The 18,955-nt window shown below is 39.6% G+C and carries 40 protein-coding genes; all 40 read left to right on the plus strand.

The window, feature by feature from the left end; translation table 11 throughout:
- Window positions 1-7 precede the first annotated feature (7 nt).
- The 40 genes from MK480_RS05740 (at window position 8) to MK480_RS05935 (ending at window position 18,678) form a co-directional block, all read left to right on the plus strand.
- On the plus strand, window positions 8-721 hold the full coding sequence (locus MK480_RS05740) for an ORF6C domain-containing protein (RefSeq protein WP_268707319.1): 714 nt from the start codon (window positions 8-10) through the stop codon (window positions 719-721).
- Between the two features lie 14 nt (window positions 722-735).
- Window positions 736-888 (plus strand): hypothetical protein, encoded by a 153-nt coding sequence (locus MK480_RS05745; RefSeq protein WP_268707320.1) that lies wholly within the window; start codon window positions 736-738, stop codon window positions 886-888.
- A 264-nt stretch (window positions 889-1,152) separates the two neighbouring features.
- Window positions 1,153-1,443 carry a hypothetical protein gene (locus MK480_RS05750; RefSeq protein ID WP_020903598.1) on the plus strand — a complete coding sequence of 97 codons (291 nt, stop codon included), beginning with the start codon at window positions 1,153-1,155 and terminating at the stop codon, window positions 1,441-1,443.
- Window positions 1,444-1,455: 12 nt separating this feature from the next.
- Window positions 1,456-1,791 carry a hypothetical protein gene (locus MK480_RS05755; RefSeq protein WP_268707321.1) on the plus strand — a complete coding sequence of 112 codons (336 nt, stop codon included), beginning with the start codon at window positions 1,456-1,458 and terminating at the stop codon, window positions 1,789-1,791.
- Window positions 1,792-1,803: 12 nt separating this feature from the next.
- A complete protein-coding gene (locus MK480_RS05760) occupies window positions 1,804-2,139 on the plus strand; it encodes a hypothetical protein (protein ID WP_020903597.1) in 336 nt (111 codons plus the stop codon).
- Window positions 2,140-2,157: 18 nt separating this feature from the next.
- Window positions 2,158-3,030 (plus strand): phage replisome organizer N-terminal domain-containing protein, encoded by an 873-nt coding sequence (locus MK480_RS05765; RefSeq protein ID WP_268707322.1) that lies wholly within the window; start codon window positions 2,158-2,160, stop codon window positions 3,028-3,030.
- Window positions 3,018-3,176, plus strand: a complete 159-nt coding sequence (locus MK480_RS05770) for a hypothetical protein (RefSeq protein ID WP_020903595.1) — start codon at window positions 3,018-3,020, stop codon at window positions 3,174-3,176. The genes MK480_RS05765 and MK480_RS05770 overlap by 13 nt, the downstream gene beginning before the upstream one ends.
- Window positions 3,170-3,940 carry an ATP-binding protein gene (locus tag MK480_RS05775; protein WP_268707323.1) on the plus strand — a complete coding sequence of 257 codons (771 nt, stop codon included), beginning with the start codon at window positions 3,170-3,172 and terminating at the stop codon, window positions 3,938-3,940. Before MK480_RS05770 ends, MK480_RS05775 begins: the two co-directional genes overlap by 7 nt.
- A gap of 14 nt (window positions 3,941-3,954) precedes the next feature.
- Window positions 3,955-4,149 (plus strand): hypothetical protein, encoded by a 195-nt coding sequence (locus MK480_RS05780; RefSeq protein WP_268707324.1) that lies wholly within the window; start codon window positions 3,955-3,957, stop codon window positions 4,147-4,149.
- Window positions 4,149-4,367, plus strand: coding sequence for a hypothetical protein (locus MK480_RS05785; protein WP_000933621.1), 219 nt, complete (start codon window positions 4,149-4,151; stop codon window positions 4,365-4,367). The genes MK480_RS05780 and MK480_RS05785 overlap by 1 nt, the downstream gene beginning before the upstream one ends.
- Window positions 4,367-4,672 (plus strand): hypothetical protein, encoded by a 306-nt coding sequence (locus MK480_RS05790; protein ID WP_268707325.1) that lies wholly within the window; start codon window positions 4,367-4,369, stop codon window positions 4,670-4,672. Before MK480_RS05785 ends, MK480_RS05790 begins: the two co-directional genes overlap by 1 nt.
- Before the next feature lie 86 nt (window positions 4,673-4,758).
- Complete coding sequence (gene ssb / locus MK480_RS05795) at window positions 4,759-5,154, plus strand: single-stranded DNA-binding protein (protein WP_000609557.1); 396 nt, start codon at window positions 4,759-4,761, stop codon at window positions 5,152-5,154.
- A gap of 15 nt (window positions 5,155-5,169) precedes the next feature.
- Window positions 5,170-5,334 carry a hypothetical protein gene (locus MK480_RS05800; RefSeq protein WP_268707326.1) on the plus strand — a complete coding sequence of 55 codons (165 nt, stop codon included), beginning with the start codon at window positions 5,170-5,172 and terminating at the stop codon, window positions 5,332-5,334.
- Window positions 5,335-5,504: 170 nt separating this feature from the next.
- The gene (locus MK480_RS05805; protein ID WP_268707327.1) at window positions 5,505-5,831 is read left to right on the plus strand and encodes a hypothetical protein; all 327 of its coding nucleotides are present in this window, start codon (window positions 5,505-5,507) and stop codon (window positions 5,829-5,831) included.
- Complete coding sequence (locus MK480_RS05810; protein WP_268707328.1) at window positions 5,824-6,330, plus strand: DUF1642 domain-containing protein; 507 nt, start codon at window positions 5,824-5,826, stop codon at window positions 6,328-6,330. The genes MK480_RS05805 and MK480_RS05810 overlap by 8 nt, the downstream gene beginning before the upstream one ends.
- Window positions 6,327-6,494, plus strand: a complete 168-nt coding sequence (locus MK480_RS05815; RefSeq protein ID WP_268707329.1) for a hypothetical protein — start codon at window positions 6,327-6,329, stop codon at window positions 6,492-6,494. The genes MK480_RS05810 and MK480_RS05815 overlap by 4 nt, the downstream gene beginning before the upstream one ends.
- On the plus strand, window positions 6,494-6,640 hold the full coding sequence (locus tag MK480_RS05820; RefSeq protein ID WP_268707330.1) for a hypothetical protein: 147 nt from the start codon (window positions 6,494-6,496) through the stop codon (window positions 6,638-6,640). Before MK480_RS05815 ends, MK480_RS05820 begins: the two co-directional genes overlap by 1 nt.
- Window positions 6,637-6,897, plus strand: a complete 261-nt coding sequence (locus tag MK480_RS05825; RefSeq protein WP_268707331.1) for a DUF1372 family protein — start codon at window positions 6,637-6,639, stop codon at window positions 6,895-6,897. Before MK480_RS05820 ends, MK480_RS05825 begins: the two co-directional genes overlap by 4 nt.
- On the plus strand, window positions 6,894-7,307 hold the full coding sequence (locus tag MK480_RS05830; protein WP_268707332.1) for a hypothetical protein: 414 nt from the start codon (window positions 6,894-6,896) through the stop codon (window positions 7,305-7,307). Before MK480_RS05825 ends, MK480_RS05830 begins: the two co-directional genes overlap by 4 nt.
- Window positions 7,304-7,633 (plus strand): MazG-like family protein, encoded by a 330-nt coding sequence (locus tag MK480_RS05835; protein ID WP_326845941.1) that lies wholly within the window; start codon window positions 7,304-7,306, stop codon window positions 7,631-7,633. Before MK480_RS05830 ends, MK480_RS05835 begins: the two co-directional genes overlap by 4 nt.
- Window positions 7,634-7,681: 48 nt before the next feature.
- On the plus strand, window positions 7,682-8,068 hold the full coding sequence (locus MK480_RS05840; protein ID WP_268707333.1) for a YopX family protein: 387 nt from the start codon (window positions 7,682-7,684) through the stop codon (window positions 8,066-8,068).
- Window positions 8,053-8,289: a DUF3310 domain-containing protein gene (locus MK480_RS05845; protein ID WP_268707334.1), complete on the plus strand. Its 237-nt coding sequence runs from the start codon at window positions 8,053-8,055 to the stop codon at window positions 8,287-8,289. The genes MK480_RS05840 and MK480_RS05845 overlap by 16 nt, the downstream gene beginning before the upstream one ends.
- Entirely contained in the window at window positions 8,282-8,461 is a 180-nt protein-coding gene (locus tag MK480_RS05850) for a hypothetical protein (protein ID WP_000005958.1), read from the plus strand. Before MK480_RS05845 ends, MK480_RS05850 begins: the two co-directional genes overlap by 8 nt.
- Window positions 8,451-8,846, plus strand: a complete 396-nt coding sequence (locus MK480_RS05855; protein WP_268707335.1) for a helix-turn-helix domain-containing protein — start codon at window positions 8,451-8,453, stop codon at window positions 8,844-8,846. Before MK480_RS05850 ends, MK480_RS05855 begins: the two co-directional genes overlap by 11 nt.
- A gap of 211 nt (window positions 8,847-9,057) precedes the next feature.
- Window positions 9,058-9,459 (plus strand): transcriptional activator, encoded by a 402-nt coding sequence (locus MK480_RS05860; RefSeq protein ID WP_000736390.1) that lies wholly within the window; start codon window positions 9,058-9,060, stop codon window positions 9,457-9,459.
- A gap of 188 nt (window positions 9,460-9,647) precedes the next feature.
- Window positions 9,648-10,190: a site-specific integrase gene (locus MK480_RS05865; RefSeq protein WP_173249854.1), complete on the plus strand. Its 543-nt coding sequence runs from the start codon at window positions 9,648-9,650 to the stop codon at window positions 10,188-10,190.
- A 163-nt stretch (window positions 10,191-10,353) separates the two neighbouring features.
- Window positions 10,354-10,527: a hypothetical protein gene (locus MK480_RS05870; protein WP_173254168.1), complete on the plus strand. Its 174-nt coding sequence runs from the start codon at window positions 10,354-10,356 to the stop codon at window positions 10,525-10,527.
- Window positions 10,528-10,643: 116 nt separating this feature from the next.
- Complete coding sequence (locus MK480_RS05875) at window positions 10,644-10,970, plus strand: HNH endonuclease (RefSeq protein WP_268707336.1); 327 nt, start codon at window positions 10,644-10,646, stop codon at window positions 10,968-10,970.
- A 141-nt stretch (window positions 10,971-11,111) separates the two neighbouring features.
- Complete coding sequence (locus tag MK480_RS05880) at window positions 11,112-11,504, plus strand: P27 family phage terminase small subunit (RefSeq protein WP_268707337.1); 393 nt, start codon at window positions 11,112-11,114, stop codon at window positions 11,502-11,504.
- Complete coding sequence (locus MK480_RS05885; RefSeq protein WP_268707338.1) at window positions 11,497-13,227, plus strand: terminase large subunit; 1,731 nt, start codon at window positions 11,497-11,499, stop codon at window positions 13,225-13,227. Before MK480_RS05880 ends, MK480_RS05885 begins: the two co-directional genes overlap by 8 nt.
- Window positions 13,228-13,248: 21 nt before the next feature.
- Window positions 13,249-14,451 carry a phage portal protein gene (locus MK480_RS05890; protein ID WP_268707339.1) on the plus strand — a complete coding sequence of 401 codons (1,203 nt, stop codon included), beginning with the start codon at window positions 13,249-13,251 and terminating at the stop codon, window positions 14,449-14,451.
- Window positions 14,435-15,010: an HK97 family phage prohead protease gene (locus MK480_RS05895; RefSeq protein WP_112445578.1), complete on the plus strand. Its 576-nt coding sequence runs from the start codon at window positions 14,435-14,437 to the stop codon at window positions 15,008-15,010. The genes MK480_RS05890 and MK480_RS05895 overlap by 17 nt, the downstream gene beginning before the upstream one ends.
- Window positions 15,007-16,173 (plus strand): phage major capsid protein, encoded by a 1,167-nt coding sequence (locus MK480_RS05900; RefSeq protein ID WP_024056582.1) that lies wholly within the window; start codon window positions 15,007-15,009, stop codon window positions 16,171-16,173. Before MK480_RS05895 ends, MK480_RS05900 begins: the two co-directional genes overlap by 4 nt.
- Before the next feature lie 11 nt (window positions 16,174-16,184).
- Entirely contained in the window at window positions 16,185-16,418 is a 234-nt protein-coding gene (locus MK480_RS05905; RefSeq protein WP_261100427.1) for a hypothetical protein, read from the plus strand.
- 2 nt (window positions 16,419-16,420) lie between these two features.
- Complete coding sequence (locus tag MK480_RS05910) at window positions 16,421-16,672, plus strand: phage head-tail connector protein (protein ID WP_033686234.1); 252 nt, start codon at window positions 16,421-16,423, stop codon at window positions 16,670-16,672.
- A 4-nt stretch (window positions 16,673-16,676) separates the two neighbouring features.
- Window positions 16,677-16,979 carry a phage head closure protein gene (locus MK480_RS05915; RefSeq protein WP_268707340.1) on the plus strand — a complete coding sequence of 101 codons (303 nt, stop codon included), beginning with the start codon at window positions 16,677-16,679 and terminating at the stop codon, window positions 16,977-16,979.
- Window positions 16,976-17,335, plus strand: a complete 360-nt coding sequence (locus MK480_RS05920) for an HK97 gp10 family phage protein (RefSeq protein WP_268707341.1) — start codon at window positions 16,976-16,978, stop codon at window positions 17,333-17,335. The genes MK480_RS05915 and MK480_RS05920 overlap by 4 nt, the downstream gene beginning before the upstream one ends.
- On the plus strand, window positions 17,332-17,655 hold the full coding sequence (locus MK480_RS05925; protein ID WP_268707342.1) for a hypothetical protein: 324 nt from the start codon (window positions 17,332-17,334) through the stop codon (window positions 17,653-17,655). Before MK480_RS05920 ends, MK480_RS05925 begins: the two co-directional genes overlap by 4 nt.
- Window positions 17,656-17,666: 11 nt before the next feature.
- Complete coding sequence (locus tag MK480_RS05930) at window positions 17,667-18,248, plus strand: major tail protein (RefSeq protein WP_268707343.1); 582 nt, start codon at window positions 17,667-17,669, stop codon at window positions 18,246-18,248.
- Between the two features lie 10 nt (window positions 18,249-18,258).
- A complete protein-coding gene (locus tag MK480_RS05935; RefSeq protein WP_049543879.1) occupies window positions 18,259-18,678 on the plus strand; it encodes a hypothetical protein in 420 nt (139 codons plus the stop codon).
- The last annotated feature ends 277 nt before the right edge of the window (window positions 18,679-18,955 follow it).

Below are 18,955 nucleotides of genomic sequence, written 5' to 3' on the forward strand. Positions count from 1 at the left end.
GAATTTTATGAACGAAATTTTTAATTTTCACGGACAGGAAGTCCGTACTTTGACAATTGATGACGAGCCGTGGTTTGTCGGGAAGGATGTAGCGGATATCTTGGGATACGCTAAACCTCTGGACGCAATTTCTCGGCACGTTGATGAAGATGACTCCGTGAAATACGGACTCACCGATAATCTAGGACGAACACAAAATACTATTATCATTAACGAATCTGGTCTCTACTCTCTTATCTTATCCAGCAAGTTGCCTCAAGCCAAGGAGTTCAAGCGCTGGGTGACATCAGAGGTCTTGCCAGCTATTCGTAAGCAGGGCGGATTTATCCGTGAGGACTTGGACGAGGATGCCTTTATCGCTCTGTTTACTGGCCAGAAGAAATTGCGTGAGCAACAAGCGAACATGCTGGAAGATATCGACTATCTCAAGAGTGAGCAACCGATTCATCCAAGCTATGCTCAGTCGCTCCTTAAGAAGCGTAAGGCTAGGGTCGTGGCTTGCCTTGGCGGTATTGATAGTCCAGCTTATGCGGATAAGATTTTTGCTCAGTCGGTATTTAGACAAGCTGAGATTGATTTTAAAGACCACTTTAATATCAGTCGCTATGACTTGCTGCCGAAAAAATTCGCAGATGCAGCCTTGGCCTACTGGATGACGTGGGAGCCAAGTACTAATACTAAGATGAAGATTATGGAGCTGAACGCTTTTAGTCAAGCGTAGGGAGGGGAAGGAAAATGGAAATCAAATACATTTATAACAAAACGCCTCTTGGGTGGGTATGGCAGTTAGTAATTGATGGGTACGAGTTTTTTTATCCATGTGGCGATTTAAAAGCGTTAAAAAAATTCGTCAAATCAGAATTAGAAGTTTTGTTAGACAAAAAATAAAGTGATAGTAATTACGGCTTGGCATTCCATGCGTGTGGATATAACGGACAAGCACAACAAGAGTACATAGATTATTGGGAAAAACAAGGAGTTAGTGTTTTTTAGAAAGGGGGGTTAATGGAAAAATTAAGTTTAGAACCAATTTATTTCGTGAACGAAAACGAGATATGCAAAAAGCACCTAACGAAGTCAGGCGCATACTAAAACAATTAAAACCATTATATCACAAAAATGCTTGCCCGCATAGTTGAGAGGATGTAGAAAATGGAAGGTATCACGTTACAATTACGATTGGACGGCGAAAGTGCTGAATTGTTCACAAACCAATTACTGGCCTTTGCTGAAAAGCAAGTCAAGGAGCAGTTAGAGAATGATCGCATGCCAATCAATCAACAAGCTTTGATGAAGAAGTTTGGCTTCACTCATGGCTATATCAAAAAGTTGGAACGCAAAGGATTAAGATTTCGTAAGCAAGGGAAAGATATTATGTACGATGTCAATGATGTTTATGAAATTTTGGAATTAGAGAAAGAAGTACGAAAATTAAGAGCATAAGGAGATAGAAAAATGTTTGAACCACCGATTTTAGACCAGCTAATGGGGGTTGGAGCCTTGCTGATTGGATTTGCAGGAGCTTGTCGTCATATCAAATTACAGGAACAACGCAAGGAAGAAGAAAGACGAGAAGAGCAAGAATTTGCGTCTATGATTATCCAAGGCTATAACCATGCTTATGAACGTGGTAGAGAGGACAAATGGCAAGAAATTCGCAAGAATATTCGGCGAGAGTTTAAAGGCTTCACCTACGACAACGAACCGCCTACAGGCTTGCGTTCAGAACATCTAGGCTTACGCCCAGAACCTCTGGCATTACCAGAGCCTAAAATGCACATCTTGAAGTGAGGAGTTCAGGAAATGGAAAGATTGATTCAATGGCTGGATGACCAGATTATGTATATCAAAGAAGCGATAGAAAGAGGATCAGCTACAAGACATGTTATTAGGTTTTGGGAATATGATCATAAAAATCTATTATTAGTCAAAGAATACATAACTGACTATGAAAAATTAACCAAGGACTATGAAAAAATAGTTAAGGACTTTGAAAAACTAACAAAAGACTATCATGATGTGGTCTCTCAAAATCGTCTGATCAAGCTTGAAAAACTAGAGTTAGAAGGCAGGTACATCTATGAGGATATGCGGATGAAGTACCGTGCGAATCGCAGGAAGTGGAGGGCAAAGACTTAGTGCGGATTGGAGGAGTATATGTCTGATAATAAAAAATATTATTACTTAAAATTGCGAGACAATTTTTTTGATAATGACGATATAGCAATCCTTGAAAGCATGCCAGACGGGATACTTTATTCTAACATTCTACTAAAACTTTATCTTAGAAGTCTTAAAAACAATGGTAAATTAATGTTTAATGACCGCATACCTTATAATGTACAGATGCTATCAACGATTACTAGGCAACCAGTTGCAGTTGTAGAAAAGTCAGTCGGAATATTTAAAGAGATGGGATTGATTGAGGTTTTGGATAACGGGGCCATCTACATGCTTGATATCCAAAATTTTATTGGTTCATCAAATACTGAAGCTGATAGAAAGCGTGAATATAGACGAAAAATCGCTTTAGAAAAAGGTCAAAAACTTTTGGGACATTCGTCCGGACATTTGTCGGACGAACAGGCACCAGAGATAGAGAATAGAGATATAAAAGAGAATAGAGATATAAAAGAGAATAGAGATATAAAAGAGAATAGAGATATAAAAGAGAATAGAGATATAAAAGAGATAGATTCTGCAAAGGACAATTCTCCTGCTTCTATTGCTGAATATTATCAATCTCGTGTCGGAGTGCTTGATGGGAAACAATTTGAACAACTACTTGACTACATTAGATTTGATCATATGGAGTATGAATTGGTAAAACTTGCGATTGACAAGGCTGCTGATAATTCAAAACGAAGTTTTGGATATGTAAATAGTATTTTGAAGAATTGGGCGCAAAATGGTATCAAGACTACTGTACAACAAGAAGAAGAGCAATCAAACTTTAACAAGTCAAGAGGATTTACTACTTCTCGTGGAAATCAATCAGAACAGGGGGCAAAGGAAGAATGGGGGTTTTAGAACTTATCAAGCAATTTGAAGAGGAATTTTATCCGTTAAGCTATGAGAAGAAGACTCTTTTAGCGAATCAGCCAATTCATCAAGTGATTGCCTGCTTGTCTGAAATGGCCAGCTGGCAGGAATGTGGAGGTCGTCTTTCATGGTAGACAATGTATTTGAGGAGATTGCCTTATCTTATCACAGGAATACAGAACAACAGAAAGAGCTTTGCGAAAAGCACAAAATTCCTTTGATAAAGATATTGCGGACTGATAGTGTTGTATGTCGCATGTGCGAATCTGAGCGGATTCATGAGGAAAATCAAGCAAGAGTGAATGAACTGGCTAACGCTGAGAATGAGCGAGAAAGGAAGTACTATCTAGAAAAGTTCTCTCTTTATGATGAGGTTTTAAAAAATGCGACTTTGGACAATTTTGAGACACCCACTGAAAAAGAAGCGGAAAAGCTAGCTTTTGCAAAGAGGATTTGTCGTGAATGGTCTGAGGGTGCTAGGAACAACATTGTACTCCAGGGAGAAGCAGGAACTGGCAAGAGTCATTTGGCTTTTGCTATGGTTAAAGCTTTATCTGAGTACACGAAAGAGATTGCTATTTTCATCAACGTGACTGACTTGTTGATGAAGATTAAAGCTGATTTTAGTCAGGAAGAGTTTCTGGTAAATAAAATTGCGAGTGCTAAGTTCTTGGTTTTAGATGATTTGGGCATGGAAAAGGATAGCGAATGGTCGTTTACTATTCTCTACAATATCCTGAATAAGCGTTCAAATACAATCATTACCACGAATTTGATTTCTGCTGATATTCAGAAAAGATATGGCAGGCCCTTCATGTCTAGACTGATGAAGGGTGTTGATAAAGACCATTTGATGGTTTTCAATGATTTGACAAATAAGCGAAAGCAATATTTTTAGAATGGAGGTGGCTGATGTTTGTTTTAAGACATGGGACAAGAGAGGATAAGCCGTTTCTGAGGTCTGCAATTATCAGTGTGACTGGCTTGGACATTTCATGTTCAGATGAGAAGAAAGCCATGCGGTTTATTTCTCGGGCGGCAGCCGTACAGGTTGGCAAGGCATTGAGGGGTTCCTTTGGGAACTTTTACCCAGTTGAGGTGGAGTAATGTTAAATCTTTACTTCGTCTACAACGGGCACTGTAAGTTTTACCTTGGGACGTTTTACAATGTCGATGATCTCATTGAGCAGATGGAAGACCATCAGTGGTCTTTCTCGGCTATCACTCATCCAAGGTTTCAGAAGCACATTGGTCAGCGGACGACACGATTTGACTACGGTTCTAAGGATTGTTACTATTTAGCGACTTTTTCAGGAGGAGAATAATGGCTAAAAATATTTTAATAGATCTAGCATTTGAGAATCTTCACAAATGTATGGAAATTACTGATTGGAAAGAATCTGATGAAGTAATTCTTGTTAGCTCGGCTAACAAAGAACAAATTGAGTCAGATAAAAGTTACCGTTCAACCGGAAAATGTAATTATCTTGGCAAACGAATTTGTATCTTCTGTGAACAAGTGAAGAAAAATAATTACATCACGCTACATAAATCTATGTTAGAAAAAATTATTAAGACAATAGAATCATTTACAGATGCAGAACAAATGAAGGGAGAAGAAAATGATTGAACTTTTTAAAGAATTTGGAATGGCGATTCTGTGGTTATTTCTCGGCTACTTAGTCGGAGAACGTGCAGCAAGAAAGGACAAGAAAGATGATCAATAATGTTACGTTAGTGGGGCGCTTGACGAAAGACCCTGAATTGAAATATACACCGTCGAATGTGGCGGTTGCGACGTTTACTCTGGCGGTCAATCGGAATTTTAAGGGAGCTAACGGCGAGCGAGAGGCGGACTTCATCAACTGTATGATGTGGCGCAAGCAGGCGGAGCTATTCGCAGAATGGTGCAAGAAAGGCAATCTGGTCGGTGTGACGGGGCGCATCCAGACAAGGAACTATGAGAATCAGGAGGGGCGCAGGGTCTATCTGACCGAGGTGGTCGCAGATGGTTTTGAGCGACTTGAAAAGCGTGATGATACAGCTAACCGTTCGAACATTGAGGAACAAATGCCAGGCTATGCCCTTGAAGAAGATGATTTTCCGTTTTAGTGGGAGGTAAGAAATATGTTTGGAATGTCCTATCAAGAAATTCATCTCTTTGTTGAATTTTTGAAAGAGCAGTACGGGCAAGGTCGTCCAGACTATATTGAAGCCCTGGACGACTTGGACTGTCTGGCGAAAGTATCCTACAGAGAAGCTATTGAAAGATTTTTAGAAGATGAAGTATGACAAACAGACAGTAATCGACGGACTGAAACGCACGATAGAGCAAAACGAAGAGAAGATAGTCGAGTATTCGAAGCCGTGCGATTCACGCAAGAGACGGATTAGAGCTCTGGAGCGCGATTTGTTGAAGAAAAAGAATAAAGAATTGAGGAAGAAAATAAAGGAGTTGGAAGATGATGGAAGATTTAAAGAAAAAAGTTAATGGAGTATACGGCTGGTCGGTAGAAGATGGAAAACCTAAATCTCCCAAGCAAGATTTACCACAAGCGGTAAAAGAACGTGCGGACTATTTCTGGGAAATGACAGAAGATGGCATGACGTTTATGGGAGCGATGGAATGTATCTTTGCTGATAAAAAACCTAAAGACTATGATTTAGGAGCCACTAAGGATTGGTTGCCAAAATCTAAGGACTTTGATGATTGGATTGGCTATTCACCAGGCATGTCTCAGTTAGTTATTGCAGTTTATTTGATTTATGGAGGAAGCGAAGATGAATAAGCAGGAATTGATTAAAGAGTTTGAAGAAATTGGGATTTATGGTTTGAATATATTTAATACTGTAGTTGAAGGTATTCCGACCAAAACTGCAATTAAATTAATCAAACAACTAGACGAACCCAAACCAGTCAAAGTTCCGCAGTTTGTGGCGGATTTTATTGCAGAACAGAAAAAACTGGGGCATACACTGTCCTACTCAATAGACGCAAGCATGTCTGACAGAGTTGCAGAATGGTATTGGGATAATTCCGAATTATTCGCACTAGCTTGGATTTTCGGCTGCGAGGTCGAGGAAGAGAAGCGGTATTTGGTGAAGATGAAAGGGATGTCCGAAGAGAATACGTATTTGACATTTAGATTTGGCCATACGTGGATGCTAAGCAATTTCGAAGAGTGCGAAGAATTTCGCTTGCACCACACCCGCAAAGAACTAGAAAAAGCTGGATTCGGTTGGGTTTTCAATTGTGAAGGTATTGAGATTGAGAAGGTGGAAGGATGAAAATTGCAAAGTATACACACAAGGCTTTTGACGGGGTGAAAACCATAAAAGGCTGGGTTTTAGAAAATAATTATGGTGAAAAGGAATTTGTTTATTACAACGGAACGGAATTATGCGTCCACCCTGCCAGCGATTGGGAGGACGAGTTAAAGGAGGTAGAGTGATGGAAAGGATTACTATGATTACATTGCCCGACAAAGAATTTAACAAATTGAACAAGATTGTGTTGACAGTCAAAACCATGATTAATCGTGGCCTTATTGACAAAGAGCAGTTTGACAAAATTATGAATGAGGAGGTCACAGATTGAAACGATTCATCGCAATCTGGATATTATTATCTGCTGGATTGAATATTTGGCAGAGCATCCACATTAAAAAACTAGAAGAAAAGCGCCCGATGGTTATCTACAAGGCTGATAACGCAGGCTCTGAGGTGTTTGGCAAAGTCGTCGAGAAAGGACGACATGGGAAGTTGTACACTGTGACTATCAGAGATTATGGGATTTTTGTAGTTACTAGAGAGCAGTATGAGAAGATTAGAGTAGGGGATGAGGTAAGAATATGAATTATAAAGTAACGGTCGATGGTAAGGAAATAGAATACGGCGCCTTGGTTGAAAAATCACGTTTTTCAGACAAAGAATGGTCTGCTATTTATGCTGAAATTGTAAAGCAAAATTGGCCAGAAGTTTTTGAAACCAGGAAATCGGATACTGCATTTATTGATACGCTTGGCGCCTTGGTTTCACTAGAAGAACGATACGAAGCATTGCTTGAGTTATTACCTCAAAATCAGTTCTCCTACGCTGGTACACATCCCAAATGGGTAGCTGATGCAGTAGCAGAGAACACTCTGAATAAAGAGGACACGATGCTAGATGTATCTGATTTAATCGGACGATGCAGTACTATCGAGGAATTGAAGAACGAACTAACAAAGTATTTCAAGCTGGAAGAATTAGAGGTGTTACTATGACAACAAACATGGAATTATTAGCGCATCATGTTGAGCATTGGGCGAAAGATAGAGGGTTAGACAATCCTGACAATAGCACGGCTCAGGCATTGAAGTTATTTGAAGAAGCAGGCGAATTGGCGCAGGCACATCTCAAGAAACGAGATGATGAGGGCAAGGATGCCGTGGGTGATATTTTGGTAGTGTTGACCATCTACTGTCAGCAAAAAGGCTGGTCTATTGCTGAGTGCTTCCAGATGGCTTGGAACGAGATTAAAGACAGAAAAGGCAAGATGGTAGACGGCTCGTTTGTCAAAGAGGAGGATTTGCATGATACCGAAATTTAGAGCGTGGGGAGTAGAGAGATATCCTGTTTAAAACAACCAGCATCCAAAATGCATCGCAATGTATCGGTTGTAACTACTTACCCAGAGGGTATTACATTTATTTTGACTAATTTCAGCATGCAGGGAGATGATGAATATAGCGGGTCGATTATTGATGATGCTATCCTCATGCAATCAACAGGACTCAAAGATTATTTTGGCGAAGAACTTTTTGAAGGAGATGTTATCGAGTGGAGTTATTGGGATGGATTTGAAGATAGTGGTACAGCAAAGATTATCTTTGATAAAGGTATGTTTAAGTTGTTAGCTGTATCTACAGAAAAAAGCGTCTGGGATAATCTATTCGACTGTATTGAAAACTGTAGTGTATTCCTTCAAGGAAACATCTATGAAAACCCAGAGCTTTTGGAGGATAAGAAATGTACACAGAAATAATTGATAACATAAACAAACCAAACCACTACATCGGTACTTATGGTCTCGAAGTGAAGGACGTTACGAGAAATTTCATCAAAGGTAAGTCAGAGATGGAAGCACATCACTGGTGCAGTGCTGTCGAGTATTTACTTCGATACAAAGAAAAGAATGGTATCGAAGACCTGAAGAAAGCCAGAAAGAACCTTGACTGGCTTATCGAGGAGATGGAGCATGAGTGAGTACGCTTTGTATGAGGGCGACACCTTTATTACCATGGGCACTCTTGCTGAAATCAGCAAAGAAACAGGTATTGCTGAAAGGATGTTGAAGTATTATACTTTTGCATCCACGCAAAGAAGAAATCCAAATGGTAGAGCTGTCGTAAAGATTGAGGTGGATGATGAAGGATAGGAAACATTTTTCGGAACAGATCAGATTGTGGCGAAAATTCAAAGGTCTAAAGAAAGTTGAGGCTGCTAAAATCTTTGGAGTTACTCCAGAGACCATTTGTCATTGGGAAAGCGGAAAAGCACAACCGCAAGATGGGGATATATTTGTTATTTGCGAAAAATTGAATCTTGACCCTCGTATGTTTTTGAGAAGAAAGACAAATCCTTTTGCCGAAACGTTAAAAAGAAAGCGATGCGAGCTGGGATTGACTCAAAGTGATTTAGCTATTAAATTAGGGTATCGCAGAGATACGATAGCCAAGTGGGAAGCAGGCAGTAGCATTTCTAAATGCGCATTGGAAGATATCTGTACCTTCTTTGGGATTGAGATCCAAGAAAGGAAATAAGACTCAATGAACAAAAGAATTAAGAAGAAGATAGCTAAACGGCAGATACAAGAAAAGCAAGAAGAATTAGAAAAACAACTACGGAAATTAAGTCCTGAAGAAATTGAAGCTATAGCTAAAATGATTAACCAGGCAGTTTCTAATATTCGCAAGGCTTTCTCTCAGATACTTGATAACTTGTTTACATTTTTTAAAAACTTGGAGGTGGAAATTGAAAAAATTGAGCGACGAAGAACTCAAAACGTTAGACAGAGAACTTTTCAAATTTCAAAACATTCAACGCACAATAGATTTAAGAAGGCTAGAATTAGAAACCAGAAATCCAGATGCTCAAAGTGGACCTACTGTAGGAATAAGCAAACCTACCGAAACTATCGCAATCAGAATCGCAGATGATCCGACTTTAAAATTTCTTGAAGGATTTAAAGGGATTATTAACAAACTCTTGAGTAATCTAGTGGATGAGGATATGGAAATCTTTAATCTACGCTGGAGATATCCTCAATTGAGATGGGAAGAAATAGCAGAACAGAAATTCATGAGCAAAGCTACAATCTATCGACGTAGAAGGATTATCTTAGAACAGTACGCTATACTGAAAGGTGAGTTGTAAATAAGATTGAGACAAAAGACATCTTGAAGTCTCACACAAAAAGGTCTATTATGATAGCATGAACTTCTGAAACAAAAACACAAATCACATGTTGGAGTCATCCTATTTTTTCCAGAAAAGTTGTTTAACAGAGGAACATCATGAGTCAGCAACCAGCTGGCTTTTTGTTTTGTAGAAAGGAGGCAGTTATGGAATTTGTATCACCGATAAAAGAGAACGATGATATACAAGCTATGAAAGATTATCTCAGAGAATGGAATGAGATGTATTATATGCTATTCATCACAGGTCTGAATACTGGATTGAGAGTTGGAGATATCCTAACTTTAAAAGTTAAAGATGTTCAAGGCTGGCACATCAAGCTGAGAGAACGGAAGACTGGCAAGCAGATAACAAGACGGATGACAAAAGAACTCAAGAAAGAAATGAGAAGATATGTCGAAGATAAACCATTCCATCATTTTCTATTCAAGAGTAGGCAAGGAAAGAATAAAGCAATTACTCGTGAGCGAGCCTATCAAATCATTCATGAAGCAGCTGAAGAATTAGGCATTGATAATGTCGGCACACATACAATGCGCAAGACATTCGGCTATAAATATTACAACAAGACAAAGGACGTAGGAACGTTACAAAAAATGTTCAATCACTCATCGCCTGCAATCACCCTGAGATACATAGGGATAGAACAAGCAGAGCTCGATGATGCACTACGGAACTTTGTCATTTAATTTTTTTAGATATTACTTTTACATAATGAGTTAAGCATAAACTGAAAAATTCAAAGACAAGAAAAACCATGATCTATAAGGATTTTAGAATCAAGGGGAGTTTAACAAAATATAAGATATGTGAAAGTGAGGGATAAAATTGGTATAGTTGGAGGAGAGGTATATGTTACTCATAGGATATTTAGTTTGTTATTTTATCGCATTGATGTTTTTGAAAATTGTTTTCGATTGGACAAAAGAAGATATAGGGAAAATATTTAAACATGGATTGATTTTTCTGTTTCTGCCTTTAGTATTTATTGGAGCACTCGTATATGATTTTGTAGACAAAAGATGAGACAAAAGACATCTTGAAGTCTCACAAAAAAAGGTTTATTATGATAGCATAGATTTCTTGTATGAGATGGGATAGGTCAAGAGCCTGTCCTTTTGTTTTGCAAAGGAGGATATATCATGTACAACAAACCAGTCAGACAGAGCTTGAAGACAAGGAAGTGGTACAAGTTTCGTGACAAGGTCATGAGACAACACAATTACCTTTGCCAAGAAAGTCTAAGATATGGGCAGTCAGTTCCAGCTGAAATGGTTCATCATATTTACCCAGTGTCTGAGTATCCAGAGTTGGAATATGTATCTTGGAATTGTTTGCCACTGACCAACCGAAAACATAATACGTTTCATGACCGCAATAACGATAAGATAATCGGAAATGGAATTTATTGGCAGAAGAGAAGAAAAAAAGAATTTTTAAATTTTTTCAAAAACAAAAATGAAAAATGAAAAAAATTTTTTATCCCCCCCCACTTCAAAAAAATTTTTTCGAAGCCTCTGGGAACCGGTGAAGGGAACTTTTTCCAAGTCGGGGGCCTTCAAACAAAAAGGGGGTAAAAACTAAGCGATTTTGACGAAAGGAGGTAGTTTTTGGCTAAACCAATTACAGCGAAGTCGATTAAGTCGAAAGTGATCAAGCAGATGAAAGACTTGGGCACTTATCGGAAAGAGTTCGAGATGATCATTGATATTTTCGCAGGCATGCTATATCAGTATCAGAAACTTGCTCAAGATTATGCTGATATGGGATATCCAGTGACAGATACCTACGTCAATAAGGCTGGTGCTGAGAATGAGCGCAAAGTTCCGATCTTGACAGCAATGGAAATACTTAGGAAAGACATCCTGAGTTACTCTAATCAGCTGATGATGAATCCGAAGTCGCTCGGTGAGGTAGTAGAACAAGAGGGTGAGTCAGTTCTTACTGAGGTCCTGAAGTTCAAGAACGAAATCAAGAAGAAGCGAGTGACTGGCAATGGGTAATATTGATAAAGCAAAAGAATACGCTCAACACGTCTTAACTCACCAAGAGGAACATTGCGAGGAGAACATTCTTGCTGCTGAACGTTTTTTCCGTGATTTAGAAAATCCTGCTTTTGAGATGGATGAGGATATGGTGGATTTTGTTATTCACTTTATCGAGAACGTGATAGTTCATCAGCAGGGCGATGATATGTTTGCGGTGTCTATCCGTAACAAGCCATTACTCTTACAACCGTGGCAACATTTTGTAGTTGTGAATCTGTTTGGATTTTACTATAAAGGGACGAATGAGCGCAGGTTCAAAGAAGCGCTTATCATGCTTGCTCGGAAGAATGGCAAGACCTCGTTTACTGCTGCAATTGCTCTTGCCTACCAGATATTAGACACAGATAGCGGTTCAAAATGCTATATCGTTGCTAATTCAGTCAAGCAAGCGATGGAAGCTTTTGGTTTTTTAAGATTCAATGTTGAACGCTGGAACGATAAGAACATTCGAATCAAGGATAATAACCAAGAACACTCTATCACTGCCAATTTTGGCGATGAAGGTTCTTTCTTTATCCAGGCACTAGCTAATGATGAGAGCCGATTGGACTCTCTGAATGGGAATGTTATCATCTTGGACGAAGCTCATACTATGCGAAACAGTAAGAAGCATGGTCTCATGAAAAAAACAATGTCAGCATACCGTAACAGTATGCTTTTTGTTATCTCTACGGCTGGGGATATTCCTACTGGCTTCCTTGCTAACCGTCTGAAATACTGTCAAAAGGTGCTCAAGCAATTAGTCACTGATGATTCATTTTTTATCTTCATCTGCAAGGCTAATCAATCTGCTGATGGGGATGTGGGGGACTATCTGGATGAGAATGTTCTAAAAATGGCAAATCCGTCATGGGGTGTCACGGTTTCGCTCAAGGCTCTCAAGGAAGAAGCAGAGCAGGCTATGAATGATCCTCAGACTCGAAACGAGTTTTTCAATAAGACCCTGAATATCTTCACTAACTCTATGAACGCTTATTTCAATCCTGATGAGTTTATTGCGTCGGATAGTTGTTACGATTGGAGTTTAGAAGAGCTGGCACGCTTGCCGATTCGCTGGTATGGTGGTGCGGACTTGTCAAGATTACATGACTTAACAGCAGCTGCTCTCTACGGTGTCTATAATGACGGTGAGAAAGATGTTGATATCTGTATCACACATGCTTTCTTTCCTCGGATTAATGCTCAAAAGAAGGCTAACGATGATGGAATTCCACTTTTTGGCTGGCAATCTGATGGCTGGCTGACGATGAGCAATACTCCTACCGTTCTCTATGACGATATCGTCAAATGGTTCATCAGTATGCGTGAGCGTGGATTTAAAATCCAAGCTGTGGGAATGGATAGGAAGTTTGGTCGTGAGTTTTTGGCCAAGATGAAAAAGGCTAAGTTTAAGATGATTGACCAGCCTCAGTTATTCTATCTGAAATCTGAGGGGTTCAGACGGATTGAGTTCAAAGTCAAGAACAAGGAATTTTATTATCTTCATTCTGACGCTTATGAATACTGTGTGAGCAATGTTAGAGCGATTGAAAAGGTGGATGACGCTGTGCAATATGAAAAATTAGACGGAGACGGTGGTACTGCAAGGATTGACTTGTTTGATGCCAGCGTCTTTGCTTGTATACAGGCTCTTGCCAATCTTGGCAAGGGTGGCGATGTGATGAGATTCTTTGATTAGAGAGAAAGGAGGTGAGGAAACATGGGTATTTTTGAAAAGTTTTGGAAACGAAACAAGCCAAGTAAGACAATTAACATGCTGAGTCATTCAGATTTAGGGTTGTCAAACCTGATGGATTCGTATGTACCTTTGGCCAGAAATCCAGATGTGGTGACAGCGGTTAATAAGATTGCTGATTTGGTCTCTAATATGACCATCCATCTGATGGAAAACACGGATAAAGGTGATATCAGAATTCGTGACGGACTGGCTAGAAAGATTGACATCAATCCATGCGAACACATGACAAGGAAGTCATGGATTTTCAAGATTGTGCGTGATTTGCTTCTGTATGGCGATGGGAACTCTGTCCTACATGTGGAATATGAACCTGTTACGGATTATATTTCTAATCTAAGACCATTTCCGATGAGAGAGGTTTCGTTCCAAACAGATAAGGATTCCTATGTGATCTCATTTAGGGATGAAGTGTATTCCCCTGATGAAGTAGTCCACTTTGTCATCAATCCAGATCCAGATATTCCATATATTGGCACTGGTTTTAGGGTGACGTTGACAGATGTGGTTCAAAGTTTGAACATGGCTACTAAGACTAAAAAAAGCTTCATGAACGGTAAGAACATTCCTAGTCTTATCGTTAAGGTTGACTCGTCTAGTGCTGAACTAGACTCGGAGCAAGGACGTGAGCGTATCGCTGAGAAGTATTTAAGTACTAGCAGGGTTGGCGCTCCATGGATTGTTCCAGAGGCATTGCTGGATATTCAACAGGTAAAGCCGCTTAGTCTAACGGACATTGCTCTAAATGAGTCTGTCGAATTAGATAAAAGAACAGTTGCAGGTCTATTAGGAGTACCTGCTTTTATTTTGGGCGTGGGAGAGTTCAATAAGACAGAGTATAACAACTTTGTAAATACGACTGTCATGAGTATCGCTACCACTATTACTCAAACACTAACCAGAGACTTACTTTTGTCTAGTAATCGTTACTTCAAGCTAAATCCTCGCTCACTCTTCTCTTACAACATTACAGAGTTGTCTGAGGTTGCACGTCAAATGACAAACAGTACTGCAATGCGTCGTAATGAGTGGAGAGATTGGCTTGGTATGGCTCCTGATCCTGAGATGGAAGAGTTGATTGTCCTTGAGAACTTTATCCCTCAAGAGAAGATAGGAGACCAAAATAAATTGAAAGGAGGTGAGGAAGAGAATGCAGAAACGGAATAGTTATCGTGCCACTCAATTTCAAACGAGAGAAGAAGACTCTGGTGATTTGATTTTGAGTGGCTACTTTATCAAGTTTGACGAGGAGACGGAATTGTGGCCAGGCTACTGTGAAGTTATCAAGCGTGCTGGAGTTGAGAAAGCTATCAAAGACGCTGATATCAGAGCTTTATTTAACCACGATGATAGTCTTGTTCTCGGTCGAACAGGTAACGGAACTCTGACGCTGGGTGTTGATGATGTTGGTCTTTTTGGAGACATCATCATTAACAAGGATGATCCTCAAGCTGTTGGAGCCTATGCCCGTGTCAAGCGTGGAGATGTTATCGGATGTAGCTTTGGCTTTATCCCGATAAAAATCGAAACAGAGGAACGTGAAGATGGTTCGTATCTGGACACTGTCTTAGAACTAGAAATCTTTGAAGTGAGCCCATGTACTTTCCCAGCCTATCCACAAACAGAAATTGCTGCACGACAAAAAGACTTTGAAAGTCAGAGCCGTGCGAATCGTGAAGCGCTAGATAAGCGCAAGAAAGAAATTAAGGAGAAATTTAAGCTATGAATAAGGCGTTAATCTTTGGTGCTCGTATGCGAGCAAAAGCAACTAAGGTAGTTGAGTTGGAAGAAACTATTGAAGAATTAAACAAACGTTCGGTTGTTGAGTTAGAAAAGTTGGATCGTGCTGAAACTGATGAAGAAGTTTCAGCAGTTGAAAAGACTGTGGATGATCTTCAAAAGGAAATTGAAGAAAAAGAAGCTGAAAAAGCACAGTTGGAAAAAGAAATTGACGAGTTGGAAAAACAAATCGAGGAGCAAAATCGAAAAGCACCAACACCAGGTAAAACTGAGAAACGAGGAGGAAAAACATTGGAACAACGTGAAGCATTTAACCACTACCTTCGAACAAAAGAAGTGCGTGCTGATGGTCTCAAATCTGCTGAAGGAGAAGCAATCATTCCTGTTGAATTGATGACGCCTAAAGAAGCTAAACAAGACAAGACAGATTTGACTTCATTGGTCAACATCGTTAATGTCAAGAATGCAAGCGGTAAATGGGCAGTTGTTAAATTGACTGACCAAACAATGAACACTGTTGAAGAGTTGGAAGAAAACCCTGAATTGGCTAAACCAACCTTTACAAAGGTGAACTATGAAATCAAAACACGTCGTGGTCATTTGCCAGTATCTCAAGAATTGATTGATGATGCTGACTATGATGTCATGGGATTGGTTGCTAAACAAGCTAAGAACCAAGAACGTATCACTAAGAATAAAGAGATTGCTAAAGTTCTCAAGACAGCTACAGCTAAAAGCGCAGCTGGTTTGGATGGCTTGAAAGATATTCTCAACGTGGAATTGAAACCGTACTACGATGCAACTATTGTATGTACCCAATCTATGTTTGCTGCTCTTGATAAAATCAAGGACAAGGACGGTCGCTACATGCTTCAAACAGACATCACATCTCCAACTGGCTACAAGTTCGCTGGTCGTGTAATCGATGTTTATCCTGATGATATCATTGGGGATGCTAAAGGTGAAATGAAAGCCTTCATCGGTGACGTTGGAGAATTTGCGACATTGTTTGACCGCGCTCAGACAACCGTCAAATGGCAAGATGATAAAATCTACGGTCAATACCTAGGAACTGCCAACCGTTTCGATGTTAAGAAAGTTGATGAAGCAGCGGGGTTCTATGTGACGTACACTGACGCTGCAGGGTAAGGAGGGAGCTGATGGCTTATCAAGTAATCCGTCCTTTTAAGGATTTGAGAGACCCTCAACAATATGAATATCAAATCGGGGATATTTATCCCCGAAAAGGATATAGGAGCAACAAGACCTTCATTCAAGAGTTGTTAGATGGGTCAAATAGTGCAGGATCTATTTTCTTGACTAAAATCGATGATGACGATATTTCCGAAGGAGAAACAGAACCTCAAGAACCTGAAGAGGAAGATGAGGAGTAGTTATGGACAATGCTCAATTACTAGAATTACTAAAACTAAAATTGGGTATAGCAACCAATCTACGTGATAAGCCTTTGAATAAAATCATCGAAGCTGTCATAACTGAACTGGAAGATAATTTGGGAGTTTCGCTTGAATCAGAAAACGCTGAACACCAAATGTTTGTAGTTGATTTTGCAGCCTTTCGCTATGAGGGTGGGGTGGATATGCCACGCCACCTTTTATGGCGGTTGCATAATTTAAAATTGAGGTAAGAAGATGGCATGGAACAATGAGATTACATTGATCTCAAGGGTTAAAACAGGACTAGATAAATTGCACCAGCCTCTATTTGAGGAAAAGCGGTTGACTATTTTGTGTCGAAAGCGTTCCATTACTCGTTCTGAATTTTATCAGGCTAGCCAGGTTGGACTTAGGCCAAGCCTTATCGTTGATATTCATAGCTTTGAGTATAACAACGAGGAAGAAGCGGAATTTAATGGGAAACGGTATCGTATTCTCAAGACATTTCCGATTGGTCTAGAAATTCTGGAGCTGACCTTGATGGAGGAATTGTCATGAGTGTAAAAGGTGACCTTTCAGCAGAAATTGCTAAAGCACTGAGTGAGTATTCTAGTGAGTTAGAAAATGAGATTGACGCTATTGCACAAGATTTAGGTGATGAAGCTGTTGCGACTTTGAAAGCGACAAGCCCAAAGAATAAAGGAAAGTATGGAAGAGGATGGCGTCTCAAAAAGAACGCCAAAGGATCATACGTAATCCATAATGCTACAGGCTACCAATTGACACACCTGCTTGAAAATGGCCATGTCTTAAGGAATGGCGGACGCAGTCGTGCTATCCCTCACATAAAACCTGTAGAAGAAAAGCTAATCAATTCCTTTGAACGCAAAGTAAAGGAGGCTATTCAAAAATGAAATTATCTGACCTTGTCGATATTCTAAGTCAAGCAAATCTACCTATAGCCTATCGTACGTTTGAAACTGGACACGTTCCTCAAACACCTTACCTTATCTACTTTGAATCACATCCAGATATCAAGAGAGCAGATGATGATCAGGAATACCAGATTAAATCTGTGACCGTAGAGCTTATCTTTGAACGTAAAGACGAAGATTTGGAAGAGTCCTTGGAAGAGTTGTTGTCTAAACATCAACTTGTTTTTGAGGTATCAGAAGAAAGCTATATCCCGACAGAAAGGCTATCTGTCAAGCCTTATACTGTTTATTTGTACTAAAGGAGAAGAAGATGACAAAAACAGAAAATAAAGTAACCTTTGGATTGAAAAATGTGCATATCGCACCAATCGAAACTATTAATGGGGAAACAAATATTATTAGCTACGGGAAAATTTTCCGTTTTCCTGGAGCGATGAACTTGGAGCTAGAACCAAAAGGAGAATCGAAAGCAATTCCAGCCGACGATGTGGACTACCACTTCATGAACTCAAACGAAGGGTATGAAGGGAAATTGAAAGTACCGCATATCACAGAAGAGTTTGCGACAAAAATCCTAGGAGAACTCAAGGATGAGCAAACAGGAGTATTGACTGAAAAAGGCGATGCTTCCACTAAACCGTTTGCTATTATGTTTGAATTTTCAGGAGATCAAAACAAGACTCGCTACGTTCTCTACTACTGCTCTGCTAGTCGTCCATCGAACGGCTCGGCTACTAAGAGCGGAACAACTGTCAATGAACGTGAACTTAGCTTTAAAGCTTCACCACGTCCACTTGATAGCGTAGTGAAACGTTCGATTACGTCTGCAGACAAGAAAGAAGTGTATGACGCTTGGTTTTCTAGCGTTTATGAGCCAACATCTTTAGGATAAGGAGTCAAGAATGCGTCGAAGTATTAAAATCAGTAATAAGCGCTATGAGCTTGCAACAAATGCCTATACTCCAATCGCTTACAAGAACGAGTTTGGGCAGGATTTTTTCAAGGACCTTTTGGGGCTTTTGAAAAATAAACAATTGGTAGCTCAATTGAACCAATTGGAAAAAGGTAATGATTTGGTAGCGGAAAGCGTCGACCTATCTCTTTTAGAAGATTTCGATATTACCTTTTTCTATCGTCTATTTTGGGTATTTGCTAAATCTGGCAATCCTAAAATTAAACCGTTTGATGATTTCTTCATGGAGATGGAAGAGTTTCCTCTTGACGAAGTTTGTCCGCTAATGATGGAAATGTTGAATACGGTACTGCAAACAAAAAAGAAACAGACACATCAGAAACAGCAAGCGAAGAAGCCTTCACGGTAGAATCCTATCTATCTTGTTGCAAGGAAACTGGCTTATCTATCGATGATCTCAAGCACATTTCTATTGGAATGGCGTTAGATTATCAGACAGATTATGTCAATTTGCGTAGCGAAAATAAAACGGGTAGTCGGAAGGCCACCCAAGCTGATTTTGATGCATTTTAGAGAAAAAGTGAGTGCTGAGAGAGCGATTGTGAGGACAAGTTCATTTAGTTGGCTAGTGTTCTGGTCATAGAAAACCTTTCAGCGCTCCTTATTTTTTAAGGAAAGGAGGAAAT

Source organism: Streptococcus mitis (assembly GCF_026782895.1).
GTDB lineage: Bacteria > Bacillota > Bacilli > Lactobacillales > Streptococcaceae > Streptococcus > Streptococcus mitis_CB.

Bases quoted from the DNA above. Each gene is read 5' to 3' on its own strand.
- MK480_RS05790 (WP_268707325.1), top strand. From the start codon at position 4,367: ATGGCTAAAAATATTTTAATAGATCTAGCATTTGAGAATCTTCACAAA.
- MK480_RS05845 (WP_268707334.1), top strand. From the start codon at position 8,053: ATGTACACAGAAATAATTGATAACATAAACAAACCAAACCACTACATC.
- MK480_RS05870 (WP_173254168.1), top strand. From the start codon at position 10,354: ATGTTACTCATAGGATATTTAGTTTGTTATTTTATCGCATTGATGTTT.
- MK480_RS05850 (WP_000005958.1), top strand. From the start codon at position 8,282: ATGAGTGAGTACGCTTTGTATGAGGGCGACACCTTTATTACCATGGGC.
- MK480_RS05875 (WP_268707336.1), top strand. From the start codon at position 10,644: ATGTACAACAAACCAGTCAGACAGAGCTTGAAGACAAGGAAGTGGTAC.
- MK480_RS05760 (WP_020903597.1), top strand. From the start codon at position 1,804: ATGGAAAGATTGATTCAATGGCTGGATGACCAGATTATGTATATCAAA.
- MK480_RS05935 (WP_049543879.1), top strand. From the start codon at position 18,259: ATGCGTCGAAGTATTAAAATCAGTAATAAGCGCTATGAGCTTGCAACA.
- MK480_RS05925 (WP_268707342.1), top strand. From the start codon at position 17,332: ATGAAATTATCTGACCTTGTCGATATTCTAAGTCAAGCAAATCTACCT.
- MK480_RS05820 (WP_268707330.1), top strand. From the start codon at position 6,494: ATGGAAAGGATTACTATGATTACATTGCCCGACAAAGAATTTAACAAA.
- ssb (WP_000609557.1), top strand. From the start codon at position 4,759: ATGATCAATAATGTTACGTTAGTGGGGCGCTTGACGAAAGACCCTGAA.
- MK480_RS05775 (WP_268707323.1), top strand. From the start codon at position 3,170: ATGGTAGACAATGTATTTGAGGAGATTGCCTTATCTTATCACAGGAAT.
- MK480_RS05890 (WP_268707339.1), top strand. From the start codon at position 13,249: ATGGGTATTTTTGAAAAGTTTTGGAAACGAAACAAGCCAAGTAAGACA.
- MK480_RS05905 (WP_261100427.1), top strand. From the start codon at position 16,185: ATGGCTTATCAAGTAATCCGTCCTTTTAAGGATTTGAGAGACCCTCAA.
- MK480_RS05800 (WP_268707326.1), top strand. From the start codon at position 5,170: ATGTTTGGAATGTCCTATCAAGAAATTCATCTCTTTGTTGAATTTTTG.
- MK480_RS05910 (WP_033686234.1), top strand. From the start codon at position 16,421: ATGGACAATGCTCAATTACTAGAATTACTAAAACTAAAATTGGGTATA.
- MK480_RS05740 (WP_268707319.1), top strand. From the start codon at position 8: ATGAACGAAATTTTTAATTTTCACGGACAGGAAGTCCGTACTTTGACA.
- MK480_RS05780 (WP_268707324.1), top strand. From the start codon at position 3,955: ATGTTTGTTTTAAGACATGGGACAAGAGAGGATAAGCCGTTTCTGAGG.
- MK480_RS05755 (WP_268707321.1), top strand. From the start codon at position 1,456: ATGTTTGAACCACCGATTTTAGACCAGCTAATGGGGGTTGGAGCCTTG.
- MK480_RS05785 (WP_000933621.1), top strand. From the start codon at position 4,149: ATGTTAAATCTTTACTTCGTCTACAACGGGCACTGTAAGTTTTACCTT.
- MK480_RS05750 (WP_020903598.1), top strand. From the start codon at position 1,153: ATGGAAGGTATCACGTTACAATTACGATTGGACGGCGAAAGTGCTGAA.
- MK480_RS05895 (WP_112445578.1), top strand. From the start codon at position 14,435: ATGCAGAAACGGAATAGTTATCGTGCCACTCAATTTCAAACGAGAGAA.
- MK480_RS05830 (WP_268707332.1), top strand. From the start codon at position 6,894: ATGAATTATAAAGTAACGGTCGATGGTAAGGAAATAGAATACGGCGCC.
- MK480_RS05855 (WP_268707335.1), top strand. From the start codon at position 8,451: ATGAAGGATAGGAAACATTTTTCGGAACAGATCAGATTGTGGCGAAAA.
- MK480_RS05885 (WP_268707338.1), top strand. From the start codon at position 11,497: ATGGGTAATATTGATAAAGCAAAAGAATACGCTCAACACGTCTTAACT.
- MK480_RS05840 (WP_268707333.1), top strand. From the start codon at position 7,682: ATGCATCGCAATGTATCGGTTGTAACTACTTACCCAGAGGGTATTACA.
- MK480_RS05810 (WP_268707328.1), top strand. From the start codon at position 5,824: ATGAATAAGCAGGAATTGATTAAAGAGTTTGAAGAAATTGGGATTTAT.
- MK480_RS05900 (WP_024056582.1), top strand. From the start codon at position 15,007: ATGAATAAGGCGTTAATCTTTGGTGCTCGTATGCGAGCAAAAGCAACT.
- MK480_RS05815 (WP_268707329.1), top strand. From the start codon at position 6,327: ATGAAAATTGCAAAGTATACACACAAGGCTTTTGACGGGGTGAAAACC.
- MK480_RS05745 (WP_268707320.1), top strand. From the start codon at position 736: ATGGAAATCAAATACATTTATAACAAAACGCCTCTTGGGTGGGTATGG.
- MK480_RS05930 (WP_268707343.1), top strand. From the start codon at position 17,667: ATGACAAAAACAGAAAATAAAGTAACCTTTGGATTGAAAAATGTGCAT.
- MK480_RS05915 (WP_268707340.1), top strand. From the start codon at position 16,677: ATGGCATGGAACAATGAGATTACATTGATCTCAAGGGTTAAAACAGGA.
- MK480_RS05920 (WP_268707341.1), top strand. From the start codon at position 16,976: ATGAGTGTAAAAGGTGACCTTTCAGCAGAAATTGCTAAAGCACTGAGT.
- MK480_RS05765 (WP_268707322.1), top strand. From the start codon at position 2,158: ATGTCTGATAATAAAAAATATTATTACTTAAAATTGCGAGACAATTTT.
- MK480_RS05835 (WP_326845941.1), top strand. From the start codon at position 7,304: ATGACAACAAACATGGAATTATTAGCGCATCATGTTGAGCATTGGGCG.
- MK480_RS05865 (WP_173249854.1), top strand. From the start codon at position 9,648: ATGGAATTTGTATCACCGATAAAAGAGAACGATGATATACAAGCTATG.
- MK480_RS05805 (WP_268707327.1), top strand. From the start codon at position 5,505: ATGATGGAAGATTTAAAGAAAAAAGTTAATGGAGTATACGGCTGGTCG.
- MK480_RS05770 (WP_020903595.1), top strand. From the start codon at position 3,018: ATGGGGGTTTTAGAACTTATCAAGCAATTTGAAGAGGAATTTTATCCG.